Source organism: Bifidobacterium sp. UTCIF-39 (assembly GCF_006408715.1).
Classification (GTDB): domain Bacteria; phylum Actinomycetota; class Actinomycetes; order Actinomycetales; family Bifidobacteriaceae; genus Galliscardovia; species Galliscardovia tissieri.
This window is the reverse complement of the sequence record NZ_JEOG01000008.1, coordinates 100,932-118,587: the sequence shown is the minus strand read 5'-3', so window position 1 is coordinate 118,587 and position 17,656 is coordinate 100,932. Positions and strand designations below refer to the sequence as shown.

Genomic DNA, 17,656 nt, shown 5'->3' with positions numbered 1-17,656 from the left:
GGGGTGACACGGTGATCCATTCGAGTGTTATCAGCACCTCACATAGGAAGCCCACCCGAATGGATCACCGAACTCTGTGAACGCTGTCGACGATTATTCCTCCGCGACCAGGTCGAGATAGTCGTCGTTCCACAGGTCCTCATCCCCATCGGGCATGAGCAGCACGCGTTCGGGATTCAGTGCCTTGACTGCACCCTCATCGTGGGTGACAAGGACGATGGCGCCCTCGTACTTGGCGATGGCCTTGAGGATCTCCTCTCGCGAGGCGGGGTCAAGGTTGTTGGTGGGCTCATCCAAAAGGAGCACATTGGCCCGTGACGTGACAAGAGTGGCGAGGGCAAGTCGGGTCTTCTCACCACCGGAAAGCACATGCGTGGGTTTGAGGGCGTCGTCTCCGGAGAAGAGGAAGGAACCGAGGATGCTACGTGCCTGAGTGTCGTTGAGCTCGGGGGCGACATGGGTGAGGTTTTCAAGTACGGTCACGTCGTTGTCAAGAGTGTCGTGCTCCTGAGCGAAGTAGCCGATCTTGGCGCCGTGTCCGAACACGACCTCTCCGGTGTCCGGCTGATCGATTCCGGCGAGAATGCGCAGGGTGGTGGTCTTGCCGGCACCGTTGTATCCGAGGATGACGACTCGGGATCCCTTGTCGATGGCGAGGTTGACACCGGCGAAGACGATGTTGGATCCGAACGCCTTGGAGATGTCCTTGGCCATGATCGGGGTGCGGCCGCAGGGGGCGGGTTCGGGGAACCGGATGTCGGCGACCTTCTCCTGCTTCTGCGCTTCGCTGGTTTCGGACAGCAGCCGTTCGGCGCGACGCATCATGTTCTGCGCGGCGGTGGCCTTGGTGGCCTTGGCATGCAGGCGAATGCCCTGCTTCATCAGACGTTCGGCCTTCTTCTCGGCGACCTCGCGTTCACGGCGCCGACGTTCCTCATCGACGACACGCTGATGCAGGTAGGCCTTCCATCCGAGGGAGTACATGTCGATCTGGCCGAGTTGGGCATCGAGATGCCAGACCTTGTTGACAACCTCGTCAAGCAGCTCGGTGGAGTGGGAGATGACAAGGAATCCACCCTGGAACTTCTTGAGATAGTCGCGCAGCCATTCGATGGAGTCGGCGTCCAAATGGTTGGTGGGCTCGTCGAGGATTATGGTGTCGGCGTTGGAGAAGAGAATGCGGGCCAGTTCGATGCGGCGACGCTGGCCACCGGAAAGCGTGCCGAGTTCGCGCTTGAGAACCTCCTGATCAAGGCCAAGGCTTTCGGCCATGACGATGGCTTCGGACTGGACGGCGTATCCACCGGCGTTCTCAAAGTCCTGCTGGGCCTTGTCATAACGCCGCATGGCCTTTTCCATGATGTCCGGGTCGGGATTGGTCATTTCCTTTTCCGCTTTGCGAATGCGGGTAAGGATGGTGTTGATGTCTCGCGCGCTCATGATGCGGTCGAGCGCCGTCTGATCCTGATCGCCGGTGTGCGTGTCCTGCGGCAGGTAGCCAAGCTTGCCGCTGACACGCACCTTGCCGGCGGTGGGCAGCATGCTGCCGGTGATGACGCGGGTGAGCGTGGTCTTGCCGGCACCGTTACGGCCGACCAGACCGATGCGGTCGCCTTTCGCCACGTGGAAGTCCGTGGGATGGAGCAGTGTTCGCGCTCCGATGCGGATTTCCAGTCCCTGTGCGTCAATTGCCATGATTCACCTGCCGATTGTGTCAGTTCGTTGTGTTCTCGTAAAGTCCAACCGACCATGATACCGAACGGCATGCCGAAGCACATTCGAGCTGCTCCTACGCGGCTTCTCCTCCCTGACCGAAATCTGACCGACGATTACCGTTCCTCAGAGGACTGGTTGAGCCGAATCATATGCTCGATGAATTCACGAACCGCTCCTCGGCCTCCGTCCCGCCGGCATACGTAGTCGACGACGTCGATGATGCCCTGTGCACTGTCGGCGGGGCATCCGGATAGCCCCACGAAACGGATGGCCTCAAGATCATTGAGATCATCACCGATGTAGGAGACTTCGGCTGAGGTCAGTCCTCGCTCGTCCATAAGGCGTCTCAACAGAGGCAGTTTGTCATGAATGCCCTGATGCAATTCGGTGACGCCCAGTTCGGCGGCTCGACGTTCAAGAATCCTCGATTCGCGCCCGGTGATGATCATCGGCGTGATTCCGGCCTCGGGCAGCAGATGCTTGATGCCATAGCCATCCTTGCAGTTGAACGTCTTCATCATTTCACCGTCCGGGCCGATGCAGATGCGTCCATCGGTGAGCGTGCCATCCACATCCATCACCAGAAGTCGAATGGTCATGCCGTTTTCCTTTCCTTGCGAGCGTTGCCGGTGCCACCGCGCAATTCCGGCAGCATGATGATGAGCAGAATGATGGCAAGGATCGCGGTAAGCAGGTCGGCGATGGCTTGGGCGGCGATGACTCCTTGGTATCCCGCCACTCGCGAGGCGACGGCCAGTACGATGACCAGGATCACCCCCTGTCTGCTGATCGACAGGATGAATGCGCCCAATGCCTTGCCCGTCGACTGGAAGGTGCAGGTGGTGACCATGACGATGCCGACGCACACCAGACTGAGCAGCTGCACCCGCAGCATGCCGGCGCCAAGGTCGATGATATGGGGATCATTGATGAAGAAGCCCATGAGTTGCCGGTCGAAGACGCTGAGCAGGATCGTCATGATGATGGCGAACGCGCTGAGGAAGAGATAGGAGAATCGCAGGATTCCCGACAGTCGTTTCATGTTGCGGGCACCGTAGTTGTAGCCGATGAGCGCCTGGGCGCCGAACGCGAATCCGACGAATACGGACACCGCGATCATGATCACCTTCAATGCGATGCCCATGGCGGCCACCGGATCGTTGCCGTATCGCAACAGGTACAGGTTCACCATGACGATGCCGAAGCTCTGCGTCAGATTGGTGATGGCGGCGGGGATGCCGATGACCAGAATGTCCTTGATTTCCAGGCTGGTGATGTCAAGCAGTCGACGGCGGACCGGAACCGGCCGTTCCACAAACGCCTTGCCGTAGTCCTTCGTCGACCATTCGGCGTTTCTCGCATTCCTGCGGCGGATCATGAGTCGTGGATCGATGGACAGGTTGCCGCTTCGGAACAGTAGGAACCAGACGAAGTAGGCATCGGTGCACACGTTGGCCAGTACGGTGGCGAACGCCGAGCCGGCGGCACCCCATCCGAACACGTGGATGAACAGCGGGTTGAGGATGATGTTGACCACGGTGCCGGCGATCTGGCCGATCATGGAGGGTACGGCATGGCCTTCGGTTCGGAGTTGGTTGACCGGTGTCATGGAGACGATGATGAGCGGCGATCCGATGATGATCCACGTGTAGTATGCGGATGCGTGCTCCCAAGTGGCTTCGTTCGCGCCGAGCATGGAGAGGATCGGCGATCGGAACACGAGACCACAGATCAGGATGATAACGCCGATGAGAAGGGAGCCGTAGAAGCAGAACACACTGAGCCGCTTGCCGTCCGCGTACCGGTGCTGTCCGAACAGTCGGGAGATGACGGAGCTGCCGCCCAGTCCGAAGATGTCACCGATGGCGATCATGACCATGAATATGGGAGCGGACAGGGACACGCCTGCCACCATGTTCGCGTTGCCGGTATGGGCGATGAAGTATGTGTCGACCATGTTGTAGACAAGGGTGACGAGCATACTCATGACCACGGGCATGGCCAGGCTGAAATACGCTTTGGGGATAGGGGCCCTTTCAAATAGTTCGTTGTCCATGTTGGATTGTCTCCTGCGCTTCTTCTTCGACAGGGGGCCACACGTTCTGCCCACACATTCCGTCGCCTGCATCGCTGTGCTCTGTCGCTGCGCGGCTGCCTGTATCCTTCACTGGGTAGTTAAGCGCATATGGGTGGACAAGATCAGCCGACCGTGTTGTGGCGGACGAGGAAGGTCCTCCACTCATGGGTACAGTGGTGTTGTTCATTCATCGATGCGGACGGGGCCACCATATGAGAATCAGCGACGAGGATTTCGAAATCGCCATTGAAGAGGCGCTGCAGCTGATTCCGCAACGGTTTCATAGGGCGCTCACCAATATCGGCATCGCCATGGACGACGAGCCGAACGAACGTGAACTCGCCACCATGGATGGGGCTTGCGGGGAGCTGCTGGGCCTGTATGAGGGGATCCCGCTACCGGAGCGATCGAACGGCTACGGGGGAGTGATGCCGGATATCATCACGATCTTCAAGGGGCCTCACGAACGCATTTGCTCGACGCATGAGGAGCTGGTCATGCAGATTCGTAAGACCGTGATGCATGAGATCGGCCATTACTTCGGATTCGATGACGAATATCTGCATGCGCATGGATACTGATGGTTTCGGACGATATTGTCCGAAACCGGGGATAGACAGGCATACGTGACGGAAACACAGCAGATACGCGTGCATATCAGGATCTCCGGCATGGTGCAGGGAGTCGGGCTTCGCTATTTTACGGTCACCGAGGCCAATCGTCTTGGGTTGACGGGCTGGGTGCGCAACAGAATGGACGGATCAGTGGAAGCCGAAGCCCAGGGAGAGGACACCGATATCAGCCGACTCACCGCCCGGCTTCGTGTCGGTCCTCGATGGAGCACGGTCGAGCATGTCGTGATCGACCGGATTCCCCTTGTTCCCGGTGAACGGTCATTCACCGTCAGACGAGATCGGGAATAAGCGTTCGCCGGTCAGCAGCATCCGGTGGATTGATGGGTTTCATGGAAGTCATCACGCGCCCGCCAGAATTCACGTGCGCTCATCGGCTCATGATCGGGATGATTGCGACGGTGCCGCTCGACATACCGGTCATAGGCGTTCTCTCCGGTCAGATCGCGCCAGAATTCGTGGAACTCGTGCCACGCCGTTCGAATGCTTGCCATGGTCATCGACTGCCTTCTTCCGTATCCGTATCAGGGAGCACCCGGTCCATATCGGAGATATCGACGCGAGCGCATGACGTGGCCGCCGGCCGGAGGGGTCTCCGACTCGACGGCCACGATTGTGTTGTGTGTTGTGGATGGCGTCCGCAACTTGTCTGCCTGTTCAGCATGCGGATGCCATCATGCCGGTCATGCCGGCTGCTTGACCTTGCCTTCCAGCTCGTCGCGCTGTTCGCGGCTGAGGCCCGGGATGAGTTCGGGGTCGCCGACGATGGCGTATTCCTTGACGAGCTTGCGGTCCAGCTTGGACGGGATCATCGTCACCGGTGCGAAGAAGTTCGATTCGACGAACGGATCCTCGCTGGTGGTGGTGTCCTTGGTGCGGATGGTCTGGACGATGCGCACCACGCCACATACCATCACAAATGCCACGGTGATGAGGAACACCGCGGACAGCGTTCCCTGGATGAACGTGTTGCGGACGATGGCCTTTTCGATCTCGATCTGTGCCGGATCGGTGAGCGTGGCCAGCTTGGCGGTGGCGTCACGCCACTGCTGCCAGTAGCCGACGGCGGAATCCGTGGAGAAGATCTTCTGCCACGATGCCACGAAGGTCACGGCCGTGTCGAACACCAGCGGGATGACCGGGATCCACACGTACTTGACGTATCCCTTACGCACCACCATCACGGTCACCACCAGCAGGGCCACGGCGGCTATCAGCTGGTTGGCTATACCGAATAGCGGATAGAGCGTTTGTATGCCGCCTCGGGGGTCGGTTACGCCCATGAGGAGCAGCGAACCCCATGCCGCGACCACGACGGCCGTGCAGAACCATGCACCGACTCGCCATGACGGGTCCTTGAACTTGGGCCAGATGTTGCCCAGAGCGTCGGACAGCTGGAAGCGGGCGACTCGTGTCACCGCGTCGACGGCGGACAGGATGAACAGTGCTTCGAACATGATGGCGAAGTGGTACCAGAATCCCATCATTGTTCGTCCGCCGCCGATCTGGTGCAGGATGTGTGCCATACCCACGGCCAGTGTCGGTGCACCACCGGTACGGGAGACGACGGAGGGTTCGCCAACGTCCTTGGCGAGCTGACGGTAGGCTTCGGCGTCGGTGTAGACCTTGTCGTTGCCGTTTTCATCCCACGAATCCCATTCCGCGTGGATCTTGTTGCCGTGCACGTCGGTGACGCCGAGGTTCTGCACGGCCTGGGCCATGATGTCCTCCTTGTCCTGGGCGACCTGCACCACGGCGGGGCCGGCGAGCTTTTCGCTGGTGGCCTCGGAGGTGTTCATGCCGAAGTAGATGCCCTGGTTGAGGGAGATGGCGGCCACGATGGCCATGACGGCCACGAACGATTCCATGAGCATGCCGGCGTAGCCGATCATGCGCACCTGGCTTTCCTTCTGGATCATCTTCGGCGTGGTTCCCGAGGAGACCATGGCGTGCATGCCGGACAGGGCGCCGCAGGCGATGGTGATGAACAGGAACGGGAAGATGGCGCCAGCGAACACCGGGCCTTCGGTGTTGGTGGCGAACGCGGTGACGGCGGGCATCTCCACGATCGGGCGCACGATGACGATACCAAGCGCGAGGATGCAGATCGTACCGACCTTCATGAAGGTGGACAGGTAGTCACGAGGCGTGAGCAGCAGCCACACGGGCAGGATGGCGGCGAAGAAGCCGTAGATCACCATGCACCATACCAGTGCGGTGGGGGACAGGTGCAGGTACTGACCGAAGGAGGATTCGGACACCCAGCGGCCGGCGATGATCACGAAGATCAGGACGGCGAATCCGACGATGGACACCTCGGTGATCTTGCCGGGCTGCACGTAGCGCAGCCAGAGGCCCATGCAGATGGCGATCGGGATGGTGCAGCCGACGGAGAACACGCCCCACGGGGAAGCGGCCAGTGCGTTCACGCAGATCATGGCGAGCACGGCGAGCACGATCATCAGCATGACGAACACGATGATCGTGGCGACCGAACCGCCGATCCTGCCGATCTCATCCTTGGCCATCTGACCGAGGGAACGACCGCCTCGACGCATCGAGAAGAACAGCACGAGCATGTCCTGCACGGCACCGGCGAGACATACGCCGACGATGATCCAGATCGTGCCGGGCAGGTAGCCCATCTGCGCGGCCAGGATCGGGCCGACCAGAGGACCGGCGCCGGCGATGGCGGCGAAGTGGTGTCCGTAGAGCACCACGCGGTTGGTCGGATCGAAGTCCTTGCCGTTGTTGATGCGTTCGGACGGTGTGGCGTTACGGTCGTCCGGCCGCATGATCTTCTGCTGAATGTAGAGCGCGTAGAAGCGATAGGCGATTGCGTAGGTGCACACTGCCGCGATGACGAACCACAGCGTGTTCACCTCTTCGCCTCGGATCACGGCGATCATCAGCCACGCGAGTACGCCCAACGCGGTGATGGCCACCCAGATCGCGACCTTCTTAGGCGTCCACTTGTAATCCGGCTCAACCCCAACCGGAACGCCTTCTTTGTTTCTGATGATTCGGGACTCTTCCTCCTTGGTGTAGGAGGGGATCCCTTCCTTTGCAGCCACTTTGCTCATGGCCCCTTCTCCTTACAGAAACGCGACTTTGCGCTTCTGCTTCGAGAGACTACTTTGAAAGATAATCATTGTCAACATCGTTTCTCAAAAATTCATTCGGATGTTCCTTGGGGGTTCGAAGGACGAAATATGACCAGAATTCGATCACTTCGCCAATATCGAACAGTAGTTCGAAATATGAGGCGGATTGCGCTATTCTTGGGTCCGGAAAACATCCATGACACGGCGACATCCCATCGGGGGAAAAGGACGAGGCACAGGAATGGCGACACACGCGAACGGCGACACCAACGATTCCATCACATGGCTTCATGACAGCAAGACGTCCGGAACCCTCATCGCGGATCTGTCCTCCCTGCCCAACGACCGCAAGATCGTGGTGCAGGGCGCACGCGAGCACAATCTGAAGAACGTGGATCTGGTGTTTCCCCGCAACGAGATGGTGGTGTTCACCGGCCTGTCAGGATCCGGAAAATCCTCCATGGCGTTCGACACGCTGTTCGCCGAAGGACAGCGCCGCTACGTCGAATCATTGTCCGCATACGCCCGACAGTTCCTCGGCCAGATGGACAAGCCCGACGTGGATTTCATCGAAGGCCTGAGCCCCGCCGTGTCGATCGATCAGAAGACCACGAACCGCAATCCGCGCTCGACGGTCGGCACCATCACCGAGGTGTATGACTACCTGCGTCTGCTGTTCGCCCGCACCGGCATCCCACACTGTCCGGAATGCGGAGAACTGGTCACCGCGCAAACTCCCCAGCAGATCGTCGACACGCTGCTGTCCCGTCCCGAACGCACCCGCTTCCAGATTCTCGCCCCCGTCGTCAAGGGGCGCAAGGGCGAATTCGTGGAGATGATCGAACTGCTGCGCTCCGACGGTTATGCACGAGCCCTCGTCGACGGCACGATGACGCAACTGTCCGACGACATCAAGCTCACCAAGCAGAAGAAGCACACCATCGAAGTGGTGGTCGACCGACTCGTGGTCAAAGACGGCATCCGCCAACGACTCACCGACTCCGTGGAGACCGCCCTGAAACTGGCGAACGGCGTCGTGATCGCCGATTTCGTGGACATCGACGAAAACAGTCCGGAACGTCGACAGCCGTTCTCCGAAAAGCGCAGCTGCCCGAACGGACACCAGCTGGAACTCGACGAGATCGAACCCCGCACGTTCTCATTCAACGCCCCCTACGGAGCCTGCCCGGTATGCACCGGACTGGGATTCAAGCTCGAGATCGATCCGGAGCTGGTCATCTCCGACCCGGACAAGTCCCTGGCGGAAGGCGTGATCGAACCCTGGTCGAACAGCAAGACGACCTCGCAGTACTACGGACACGTGCTGGAAGGGCTCGCCGAGGACCTTGGATTCTCCATGGACACGCCGTGGAAGGAGCTGCCGAAGGACATCCGCCACGCGATCATGTACGGGCATGACTTCAAGGTGAAGGTGTCGTATCGCAATCGGTGGGGGCGACTGCGCGAATACTCCACCGGATTCGAAGGCGTGGTGCGCACGCTGATGCGCCGCCATGACGAGACCGACTCCGACGCGATGAAACAGTACTACGAGTCGTACATGCGCGAAGTGCCCTGCCAGGAGTGCGGCGGCAAACGACTCAAACCCGAGGTGCTGGCCGTGACCGTGGCCGACAAGTCCATCTTCGACGTATGCGACATGCCCGTGCGCAAGGCCCTGTCCTGGGTGAACGGACTGCATCTCACCGGATCGGCCGCCATGATCGCCGGCGAGGTGCTCAAGGAGATCCGTGCGCGGCTCGGATTCCTCAACGACGTCGGACTCGACTACCTGACCCTGTCCCGCGCGGCGGCGACCCTGTCCGGCGGCGAGGCGCAGCGCATCAGACTGGCCACGCAGATCGGGTCCGGACTGGTGGGCGTGATGTACGTGCTCGACGAACCATCCATCGGACTGCACCAGCGTGACAACGAACGTCTGATCGAAACGCTGCACCATCTGCGGGACCTCGGCAACACGCTGATCGTGGTCGAACATGATCAGGAGACCATCGAAAAGGCCGACTGGCTCGTCGACATCGGCCCCGGCGCCGGCGAGCACGGCGGTGAAGTCGTCTACTCCGGGCCGGCCGATCATCTGGTCGACGCGCAACGATCCATCACCGGCGACTACATCGCCGGCCGACGTGCCATCGAAGTGCCGCAGCAGCGACGCAAGGTCCGCAAGACGCGCTGCCTCACCGTGGTGGGAGCCCGCGAGAACAATCTGAAGAACATCAGAGTCAACTTCCCGCTGGGTGTCTTCACCTGCGTGACAGGCGTGTCCGGATCCGGGAAATCCACGCTGGTCAATACGATCCTCTACCCGGTGCTCGCCGACCGTCTCAACGGTGCCCGCATCGTGCCGGGCAAGCATACGCGAGTGGAGGGCGTGGACCAGCTGCGCAAGGTCATCCACGTGGATCAGAACCCCATCGGACGCACGCCACGGTCCAATCCGGCCACCTACACCGGGGTATGGGACAAGATCCGTCAGCTGTTCGCCAAGACCGCCGAAGCCCAGGTGCGCGGTTACGGCCCCGGGCGATTCTCCTTCAATGTGAAGGGCGGCCGCTGTGAGGCTTGTCACGGCGACGGCACGCTCAAGATCGAAATGAACTTCCTGCCCGACGTGTACGTGGACTGCGAGGTGTGTCACGGGCAGCGGTACAACCGCGAGACTCTGGAGGTGAAGTACAACGGCAAGAGCGTGGCGGACGTGCTGAACATGCCCATCGAGGAGGCTGCGGACTTCTTCAAGTCGTACCCATCCATCTCACGCTACCTCAACACGTTGGTGGACGTGGGACTCGGGTACATCCGTCTCGGCCAGCCGGCACCCACACTGTCCGGCGGCGAATCGCAACGAGTCAAACTCGCCACCGAACTGCAGAAACGCTCCGACGGCAAGACCGTATATATCCTCGACGAACCGACCACGGGACTGCACTTCGAGGATGTGCGCAAGCTGCTTGGCGTTCTGCAGAGCCTGGTGGATAAGGGCAACACGGTGATCGTCATCGAGCATAACCTTGACGTGGTTAAATCGGCCGACTGGATCATCGACCTCGGCCCGGAGGGTGGTGACGGCGGCGGCACCATCGTCGCTGAAGGCACACCCGAACAGGTGGCGCAATGCGCGCAGTCGTGGACGGGACGATTCCTCGGACCGATGCTGACGGCGTCCAGGTGACGTATGCCATCAGGAATGATCGAACGCCACGCACCCGGCGTGTGGCGCAGGACGGCCAAGCAACTGCAGCGGGAACATCGGGAACAGGAGGGCTCTCCCATGGCTTCGGTCAACGACCCCACCGGAGAATCGGTCAACGTGAACGGAGCTCCGCTGCTCGGGGACTCACGTGACCTGTTCCGGCCGAAAACCGGTGATATTCCCGCCCAGCCCGGCGTCTACAAATGGAGGGATGCCGAAGGGCGGGTGATCTACGTCGGCAAGGCGAAGAGCCTGCGCAACCGTCTGACGAACTACTTCCAGCCGCTGTACCAGCTGCATCCGAGAACCCAGACCATGGTGCTCACCGCCCGTAGTCTCGAATGGACGGTGGTGGCCACGGAACTCGAGGCGCTCACGCTCGAATACACATGGATCAAGGAGTTCGATCCGCGATTCAATGTGGTCTTCCGTGATGACAAGACCTATCCGTATCTGGCGTTGTCAGTCGGCGACGAATACCCCCGGGTATGGATCACCCGCAGCCGTAATCGCCGTGGCACACGCTATTTCGGCCCGTATGCGAAAGTGTGGGAGATCCGGCAATCACTCGACTTGCTGCTCAAGAGCTTTCCCGTACGCACCTGCACGGACAGCGCGTTCCGCAAGGCGCGGCTGACGAATCGCCCTTGCCTGCTCGCATCGATTGGCAAATGCTCGGCACCCTGCGTATCACGCATCGACGCCGGTGAACACCGGCTTATGTGTGAGCGTCTTGTCGGCGTCATGACCGGACGACTTGGCCGATCGTACGTCGCCCAGCTTACCGAGGACATGAAAGCGGCAAGCGCCGAACTCGAATTCGAACGGGCCGCCCGTCTTCGCGATCAGATCGCCGTACTCAACACCGTGCTGCAACGCAATGCGGTGGCGTTCGGCTCAGACGTGGACGCCGATGTGTTCGGTTATGACGCGGATGAGCTCGAGGCCAGCGTCCACGCGTTCTTCGTACGTTCCGGTGCCATTCGTGGCGAACGCAGCTGGAGCGTGGAACGGGTGGAGGATATCGGGGACGCCGATCTGATCGCCGATCTGATCACGCAGGTGTATTCGGAGATGGCCGGACAGTCCGCGGCTTCGCCGGAAATCACTTCGGCAGGCGCAGTCGCGGTGTCTCGCAGCCGTGATGCGATCGGCTCCACGCAAAGCGTGACCGCCGTGGATGCCTCGTCAAGAGCGCAGGCGACCCGTTCCCGTCATTCTCGTCAGGAGATGACGGGACGTGCCGATCTTCTGGCTCCCATTGCACCAGTGCCACGGGAGATCATCGTCCCGGTGGAGCCGTCACGACGTGACGAACTGGAACAGTGGCTCACCGGCATCCGCGGTTCGACGGTCACCATTCGCGTGGCGTCACGAGGCGAGAAGAAGGATCTGATGGATCGGGCCACGGCGAATGCGAAGCAGTCACTGCAACGCAGCAAGATGAGCCGGATCAAGGATGTGGGCACCCGCACGGAGGCCATGAACGACGTGGCCCGCGCCTTGGGGCTGAAGCAGGCGCCACTGCGTATCGAATGCTATGACATTTCGAACACGGTCGGAGGCATCTATCAGGTCGCCTCGATGGTGGTGTTCGAGGATGGCATGGCCAAGAAGTCCGAATACCGTCGATTCGCCATCCGAGGCAAGGACGGCAAGGGGGCGGTGGACGATACCACCGCATTGTACGAGACGCTGACACGCCGATTCCGGCACGGCAACATCGCCGGGGACTCCGGTGAAAGCATGGACAACGAACGCCGCGCCGCCAAGGCCATGGCGGATTCAGATTCCGCACCGGAATCCGTTGTTCAGCAGAACACCGACCATCGGCATTTCGCATACAAGCCGAACCTGATCGTCGTCGACGGCGGACAGCCACAGGTGGCGGCAGCGGCGCAGGCCATGGCCGACTGTGGAGTGAATGATGTGGCATTGTGCGGTCTGGCGAAGCGTCTGGAGGAGGTATGGGTTCCCGATGACGACTATCCGATCATCCTCAAGCGTCAGTCCGAGGGCATGTACCTGCTGCAGCGTGTACGCGACGAATCCCATAGGTTCGCCATCACCTACCATCGCGAGGCGCGAACCCGTGGCGGACTGCGTTCGGCTCTGGATTCCATTCCAGGCATCGGATTGACCCATCAGAAGAAGCTGCTGCAACGATTCGGTTCGGTCAAGATGATGCGCGGCGCAACCGTCGACGAGCTCATGCAGGTTCCCGGAATCGGGGAGAAAAAGGCCCGGGCCATTTATGACGCGTTGCATGACGACGGGGAAAAGAGCGATCCGCCGTCATCCTGAAGTCAGGATGTCATAGAGACGCTTTTAGAATCATCCATGAATAATCGGTTCCATGGGCTAGCATGAGACCAGAGAGCAAGGAGCATTCGATGACAGAAATCAGGCACCGCGCGGCCGTGTTGGGCAAGCCCATATCGCATTCCCTGTCACCGGTCATCCACAACACCGCCTACCGGGCGATGGGCCTGAACGACTGGTTCTACGACAGCCATGAGGTGGACGACCATACCTTGGGCGACTTCATCGGAGAGCTCGACCCTCGGTGGAGCGGACTGAGCCTGACCATGCCCCTAAAAAAGGCGATCATGCCGATGGGAGAACCAAGCAACCGCTGGGCCGAAAAGCTTGGCGTGGCGAATACCGCCGTCTTCCAGTGGCGGGGCAACTCGGGTACTCCCGATATCAAGCTGTACAACACCGACGTGGCCGGCATCAATCTAGCGATCACCAACGCCATGCGTCATGATGGCCGCCCGGTGCCTAATGACATCCGTGGCAATGGTCTGGTGATCGGCAGCGGCTCCACTGCGACATCGGCGATCGCCGCCTTCTCCACTTTGCAGATCCAGCACGTGACCATCGCCGCCCGGCATCCGGAAAAAGCACATGCCCTTGCGCCGTTGGCACAGACCTTCGGCATGAGCGTCGACGTGATCGCGCTCGGTCAGGTACCCGAGATCGTCAGTGGCGAACAGATCGTCGTCAGCACGTTGCCGTCGCATGCGGCTGACTCCACCGCCGCTGGCCTTTCCGCGCTACGCCCCGGCAGTGTGCAGGGCACGTTGCTCGATGTCGTCTATGACCCGCGTCCCACCGCGTTGATGACCATATGGAAGCGCCTCGGAGGCATCGCCGTTGGTGGCGAGGAAATGCTCCTGTATCAGGCCATCCCACAGATCGCCTACATGACGGGCACGGATTTCGATGCCCTGCCGCCCACCCTTGATTCGACCATCCGTCACGCTTTGGAGGAGGTGCTGTGATGACCGGTGCCGAAAAGACCGAGGAAGAACGTCCCCAGCCCGCCGACTCATTCGAGGTGCTGCTGATCACCGGCATGTCTGGTGCCGGTCGTTCCCGTGCCGCGGATAGCGTGGAAGACATGGGCTGGTATGTCGTTGACAACCTGCCTCCGAAACTGCTGGTCCCTCTGGTCGACATGATGACCTCGTCGGGATCGAAGGTGCACAAGCTTGCCGCAGTCATCGATGTGCGCTCCCGATCCTATTTCGATGATCTGGCACAGGTGCTCAGCCATCTGGATGACCTAGGCGTCAAATACCGCATCCTGTTCCTGGACACGACCGATGACGTGCTCATCCAACGGTATGAGTCCGTTCGCCGTCCTCATCCTCTGCAGCATGGGCGTCGTCTGATCGACGGCATCGAGGAGGAACGCGTGCTGCTGGAGAATCTCAAGGAACGTGCCGACATCGTCATTGACACTTCGAAGCTGAGCATTCATCAGCTATCCACCAAGCTCTACGATGGCTTGCTAGGCAAAGGCCCCCAGACCGTCGCGGTCCATATCTTCAGTTTCGGATTCAAATACGGAATTCCACTGGATGCCGATTTCGTCGCCGACGTACGATTCCTGCCCAATCCGTTCTGGGTGCCTCAGCTCCGTGAGCTCACCGGTAACGACAAGGCCGTCAGCGACTATGTGCTGTCCAGCGATGGCGCCACGAAATTCCTCGACTCGTACACGGACGCCATCCTCACCGCCATAGCCGGATACTCTCGCGAGGACAAGCATTTCGTGACCATCGCCATCGGCTGCACCGGAGGACAGCATCGGTCCGTGGCCATGAGTCAGGCTCTGGCCAAGCGTCTGATCGCAAAGGGTCTCAATGTCACCGTGTCGGCACGTGAGCTGAAGCGTCATCACTGATCTCACTCCGATCCGGTTGTTCATGGTGGAGCAGGTTATCTCACATCCTGAAAACCTTTGGATAAGTATCGAAATGAATACGGTTTTTGTCCACCTGATTCTGTAACACAGAAGATCGGTGCGTACGACAGCCCGAACGGCGATACTCGATCGACACCACCATTGAAACTGTACATTTTAAAGGAGGTTAGCTCTTGGCTCTGGTTGATGAAGTCAAAAGCGAACTGGCCGCAATCGATGACGAACTACCCGCTGCCAAGAAGGCTCAAGCGGCTGCGATGATCCGTTTCGGAGGCGGTTTGCACCTCATCCAACGTCATATTGTCGTTGAAAGTCAGTTCGATTCGCTGGATGCAGCTCAGTGGTTTCAACGTACCATTCAAGAGGTCTACGGTCACGAAGCCGATCTGATCAAGGTTGCGCGCAAGACCCCTACAGGCACCGTTGAACGGTATTCGGTACGCGTGCTCAAGGCCGGTGGCGCTCTGGCGCTGCAATCCGGTCTGCTTGACCGTCGCAAGCGTCCCGTACGTGGACTGCCCGCCGAAATCGTCTCCGGCAACATCGCCCAGATCAAGGCCGCATGGCGCGGGGCATTCCTCGCCCATGGCGAACTGTCCGATCCGGGCAAGGCCAGTTATCTTGAGATCGTCTGCCCGGGTTCCGAGGCCGCCCTTGCTCTGGTAGGTGCGGCACGACGTCTTGGCATTACCGCCAAGGCCCGTCAGGTGCGGAGTTCCGAACGAGTCACACTGCGCGATCCCGATGTGATCGAACGCATGCTCACGCTTATGGGGGCCACCCGTACGGCACGCGAATGGAGCGGCAAGCGCAACGATGGCGAATATCGCGGCAAGGCGAACCGTCTGGCGAACTTCGACGACGCGAATATGCGCCGTAGTGCCAAAGCGGCCGTTGAAGCCAGCGAAAAGGTGCAGAAGGCATTCAAGATCCTGGGTGATGACGTGCCTGAGAACCTGCGAGCAGCAGGTCAGCTGCGGCTCGATCACCGCGACGCCAGTCTGGAAGAGCTCGGCCGTCTTGCGGATCCGCCCGTAACCAAGGACGCCATCGCAGGCCGCATCCGCCGTCTGCTGCAACTCGCCAACAAGGTGGAGAAGCAGCGTGCCGCCGCTGCCGCCGCCGAATAGGAGCAATGAGTCTTGCATAATCGCCAGCTGCGATTCCACATTGGGGGTACCCGTACTGTCGGGTACCCCCAATGTCGTTATGCGCAGTTGAGATCACAACTGCAACCGTAATTGTTCACTACACGCGACATCGCGGCCGTGGCTAATAGGTTTTTTCTCATTGGCACGGTAAGATTCCTAATGGCGCAGCACATGCGGATTCTGTTTTGTCCGCGCCGCAGCAGGAAAGGATATCAATGAAAACTCTCAAGGATCTAGGAAATCTTCAGGGCAAGCGTGTTCTGGTACGCGCTGATTTCAACGTTCCGCTTGACGGCACGACCATTACCGACGATGGTCGTATCAAGGCGGCCCTGCCGACCATCAAGAACCTGCGCGAGCAGGGTGCCAAGGTCATCCTGATGGCCCACCTTGGTCGTCCGAAGGGCAAGGTCGTTCCCGAGCTGAGCCTCGCCCCCGTCGCCGTGCGTCTCGGCGAGCTGCTGGGCATCACCGTGCCGCTGGCCAAGGACACCTACGGCGAGGACGCCCAGGCCAAGGTCGCCGCCATGAATGATGGCGACGTCGTGCTGCTGGAGAACGTCCGCTTCAACCCGGAGGAGACCAGCAAGGACCCGGCCGTGCGCGCCCCGTACGCCAAGAAGATCGCCGCTCTGGGCGATGTCTTCGTCTCCGACGGCTTCGGTGTGGTGCACCGCGCCCAAGGTTCCAACTACGATGTCGCCGCTGACCTGCCGGCCGCCGCTGGTCTGCTGGTCGAGAAGGAAGTCACCGCACTGTCCAAGGCCACCGAGAACCCGGAGCGTCCGCTGACCGCCGTCCTCGGTGGTGCCAAGGTCGCCGACAAGCTCGGCGTCATCTCCAACCTTCTGGGCAAGGTCGATCGCCTCATCATCGGCGGCGGCATGGCCTACACCTTCCTCAAGGCCCTCGGCTACGAGGTCGGTAACTCCCTGCTCGACGAGAGTAACATCGAGACCGTCAAGGGCTACATGGAAACCGCCAAGAAGAACGGCGTCGAGCTCCTGCTCCCCGTCGACGTGGTCGTCAACCCAGGCTTCCCGGCAGGCGATGACGCCGTCATCGACCCGAAGACCGTCGCCTCCGACGCCATTCCGTCCGATGAAGAAGCTCTGGACATCGGTCCGGAGACCCGCAAGCTGTTCCACGACAAGATCGTCGACTCCAAGACCGTCGTGTGGAACGGCCCGATGGGCGTGTTCGAAGTCCCGACCTTCGCTGAAGGCACCAAGGCCGTGGCCGAGGCTCTGGTCGACGCCACGCACGCCGGCGCATTCACCATCGTCGGTGGTGGCGATTCCGCAGCCGCCGTGCGCAACCTGGGCTTCCCGGAGGATGGCTTCTCGCACATCTCCACTGGTGGCGGCGCTTCCCTCGAGTTCCTTGAGGGCAAGGAGCTGCCGGGCCTGAGCGTCCTCGAGTAGTTCTCACCTTTCTTTGCAGACTCCCCGGAATCCACTTCGCATCATCAGATGCGCGTGGATTCCGGGGAGTCTGCATGTCAGTAGGACCATACGAACGATCCAAGTCGTACGATATAACCCGC

13 protein-coding genes are annotated in these 17,656 nt (G+C 60.3%); 8 read left to right on the top strand and 5 right to left on the bottom strand.

Annotation, left to right across the window (positions count from 1 at the left end):
* Positions 1 to 93: 93 nt before the first annotated feature.
* The 3 genes from EP30_RS05575 to EP30_RS05565 form a co-directional block, all read right to left on the bottom strand.
* The gene (locus EP30_RS05575) at positions 94 to 1,695 is read right to left on the bottom strand and encodes an ABC-F family ATP-binding cassette domain-containing protein (protein WP_140556852.1); all 1,602 of its coding nucleotides are present in this window, start codon (positions 1,693 to 1,695) and stop codon (positions 94 to 96) included.
* 134 nt (positions 1,696 to 1,829) lie between these two features.
* Positions 1,830 to 2,315: an HAD family hydrolase gene (locus EP30_RS05570; RefSeq protein WP_094664400.1), complete on the bottom strand. Its 486-nt coding sequence runs from the start codon at positions 2,313 to 2,315 to the stop codon at positions 1,830 to 1,832.
* Positions 2,312 to 3,772, bottom strand: coding sequence for an MATE family efflux transporter (locus EP30_RS05565; RefSeq protein WP_140556850.1), 1,461 nt, complete (start codon positions 3,770 to 3,772; stop codon positions 2,312 to 2,314). Before EP30_RS05565 ends, EP30_RS05570 begins: the two co-directional genes overlap by 4 nt.
* Before the next feature lie 233 nt (positions 3,773 to 4,005).
* On the opposite strand from EP30_RS05565, the gene EP30_RS05560 reads away from it, so the two are divergent.
* A complete protein-coding gene (locus tag EP30_RS05560; RefSeq protein WP_094664404.1) occupies positions 4,006 to 4,374 on the top strand; it encodes a metallopeptidase family protein in 369 nt (122 codons plus the stop codon).
* 45 nt (positions 4,375 to 4,419) lie between these two features.
* On the top strand, positions 4,420 to 4,716 hold the full coding sequence (locus EP30_RS05555; protein WP_140556848.1) for an acylphosphatase: 297 nt from the start codon (positions 4,420 to 4,422) through the stop codon (positions 4,714 to 4,716).
* Between the two features lie 11 nt (positions 4,717 to 4,727).
* Here EP30_RS05555 and EP30_RS05550 read toward each other — a convergent pair whose 3' ends face one another.
* Together EP30_RS05550 and EP30_RS05545 are read right to left on the bottom strand one after the other, a co-directional pair.
* A complete protein-coding gene (locus tag EP30_RS05550) occupies positions 4,728 to 4,919 on the bottom strand; it encodes a YbdD/YjiX family protein (protein ID WP_211279447.1) in 192 nt (63 codons plus the stop codon).
* A 189-nt stretch (positions 4,920 to 5,108) separates the two neighbouring features.
* Positions 5,109 to 7,508 (bottom strand): carbon starvation CstA family protein, encoded by a 2,400-nt coding sequence (locus EP30_RS05545; RefSeq protein ID WP_181160808.1) that lies wholly within the window; start codon positions 7,506 to 7,508, stop codon positions 5,109 to 5,111.
* Positions 7,509 to 7,770: 262 nt separating this feature from the next.
* Here EP30_RS05545 and uvrA point away from each other — a divergent pair, with 262 nt between their 5' ends.
* The 6 genes from uvrA (at position 7,771) to EP30_RS05515 (ending at position 17,534) form a co-directional block, all read left to right on the top strand.
* A complete protein-coding gene (gene uvrA, locus EP30_RS05540; protein WP_140556846.1) occupies positions 7,771 to 10,722 on the top strand; it encodes an excinuclease ABC subunit UvrA in 2,952 nt (983 codons plus the stop codon).
* Positions 10,723 to 10,737: 15 nt separating this feature from the next.
* Positions 10,738 to 13,047: an excinuclease ABC subunit UvrC gene (uvrC, locus tag EP30_RS05535; RefSeq protein ID WP_140556884.1), complete on the top strand. Its 2,310-nt coding sequence runs from the start codon at positions 10,738 to 10,740 to the stop codon at positions 13,045 to 13,047.
* A gap of 89 nt (positions 13,048 to 13,136) precedes the next feature.
* Positions 13,137 to 14,030: a shikimate dehydrogenase gene (locus tag EP30_RS05530; RefSeq protein WP_140556844.1), complete on the top strand. Its 894-nt coding sequence runs from the start codon at positions 13,137 to 13,139 to the stop codon at positions 14,028 to 14,030.
* Positions 14,030 to 14,938, top strand: a complete 909-nt coding sequence (gene rapZ / locus EP30_RS05525) for an RNase adapter RapZ (RefSeq protein WP_140556842.1) — start codon at positions 14,030 to 14,032, stop codon at positions 14,936 to 14,938. The genes EP30_RS05530 and rapZ overlap by 1 nt, the downstream gene beginning before the upstream one ends.
* Before the next feature lie 194 nt (positions 14,939 to 15,132).
* The gene (gene whiA, locus EP30_RS05520; protein WP_140556840.1) at positions 15,133 to 16,089 is read left to right on the top strand and encodes a DNA-binding protein WhiA; all 957 of its coding nucleotides are present in this window, start codon (positions 15,133 to 15,135) and stop codon (positions 16,087 to 16,089) included.
* 236 nt (positions 16,090 to 16,325) lie between these two features.
* The gene (locus tag EP30_RS05515; protein ID WP_140556838.1) at positions 16,326 to 17,534 is read left to right on the top strand and encodes a phosphoglycerate kinase; all 1,209 of its coding nucleotides are present in this window, start codon (positions 16,326 to 16,328) and stop codon (positions 17,532 to 17,534) included.
* The last annotated feature ends 122 nt before the right edge of the window (positions 17,535 to 17,656 follow it).

Excerpts from the sequence above, each read along its gene's own strand:
- EP30_RS05515 (WP_140556838.1), top strand. The coding sequence starts at position 16,326 with ATGAAAACTCTCAAGGATCTAGGAAATCTTCAGGGCAAGCGTGTTCTG.
- EP30_RS05570 (WP_094664400.1), bottom strand. The coding sequence starts at position 2,315 with ATGACCATTCGACTTCTGGTGATGGATGTGGATGGCACGCTCACCGAT.
- EP30_RS05545 (WP_181160808.1), bottom strand. The coding sequence starts at position 7,508 with ATGAGCAAAGTGGCTGCAAAGGAAGGGATCCCCTCCTACACCAAGGAG.
- EP30_RS05560 (WP_094664404.1), top strand. The coding sequence starts at position 4,006 with ATGAGAATCAGCGACGAGGATTTCGAAATCGCCATTGAAGAGGCGCTG.
- rapZ (WP_140556842.1), top strand. The coding sequence starts at position 14,030 with ATGACCGGTGCCGAAAAGACCGAGGAAGAACGTCCCCAGCCCGCCGAC.
- EP30_RS05565 (WP_140556850.1), bottom strand. The coding sequence starts at position 3,772 with ATGGACAACGAACTATTTGAAAGGGCCCCTATCCCCAAAGCGTATTTC.
- EP30_RS05550 (WP_211279447.1), bottom strand. The coding sequence starts at position 4,919 with ATGGCAAGCATTCGAACGGCGTGGCACGAGTTCCACGAATTCTGGCGC.
- EP30_RS05575 (WP_140556852.1), bottom strand. The coding sequence starts at position 1,695 with ATGGCAATTGACGCACAGGGACTGGAAATCCGCATCGGAGCGCGAACA.
- uvrA (WP_140556846.1), top strand. The coding sequence starts at position 7,771 with ATGGCGACACACGCGAACGGCGACACCAACGATTCCATCACATGGCTT.
- EP30_RS05530 (WP_140556844.1), top strand. The coding sequence starts at position 13,137 with ATGACAGAAATCAGGCACCGCGCGGCCGTGTTGGGCAAGCCCATATCG.
- uvrC (WP_140556884.1), top strand. The coding sequence starts at position 10,738 with ATGATCGAACGCCACGCACCCGGCGTGTGGCGCAGGACGGCCAAGCAA.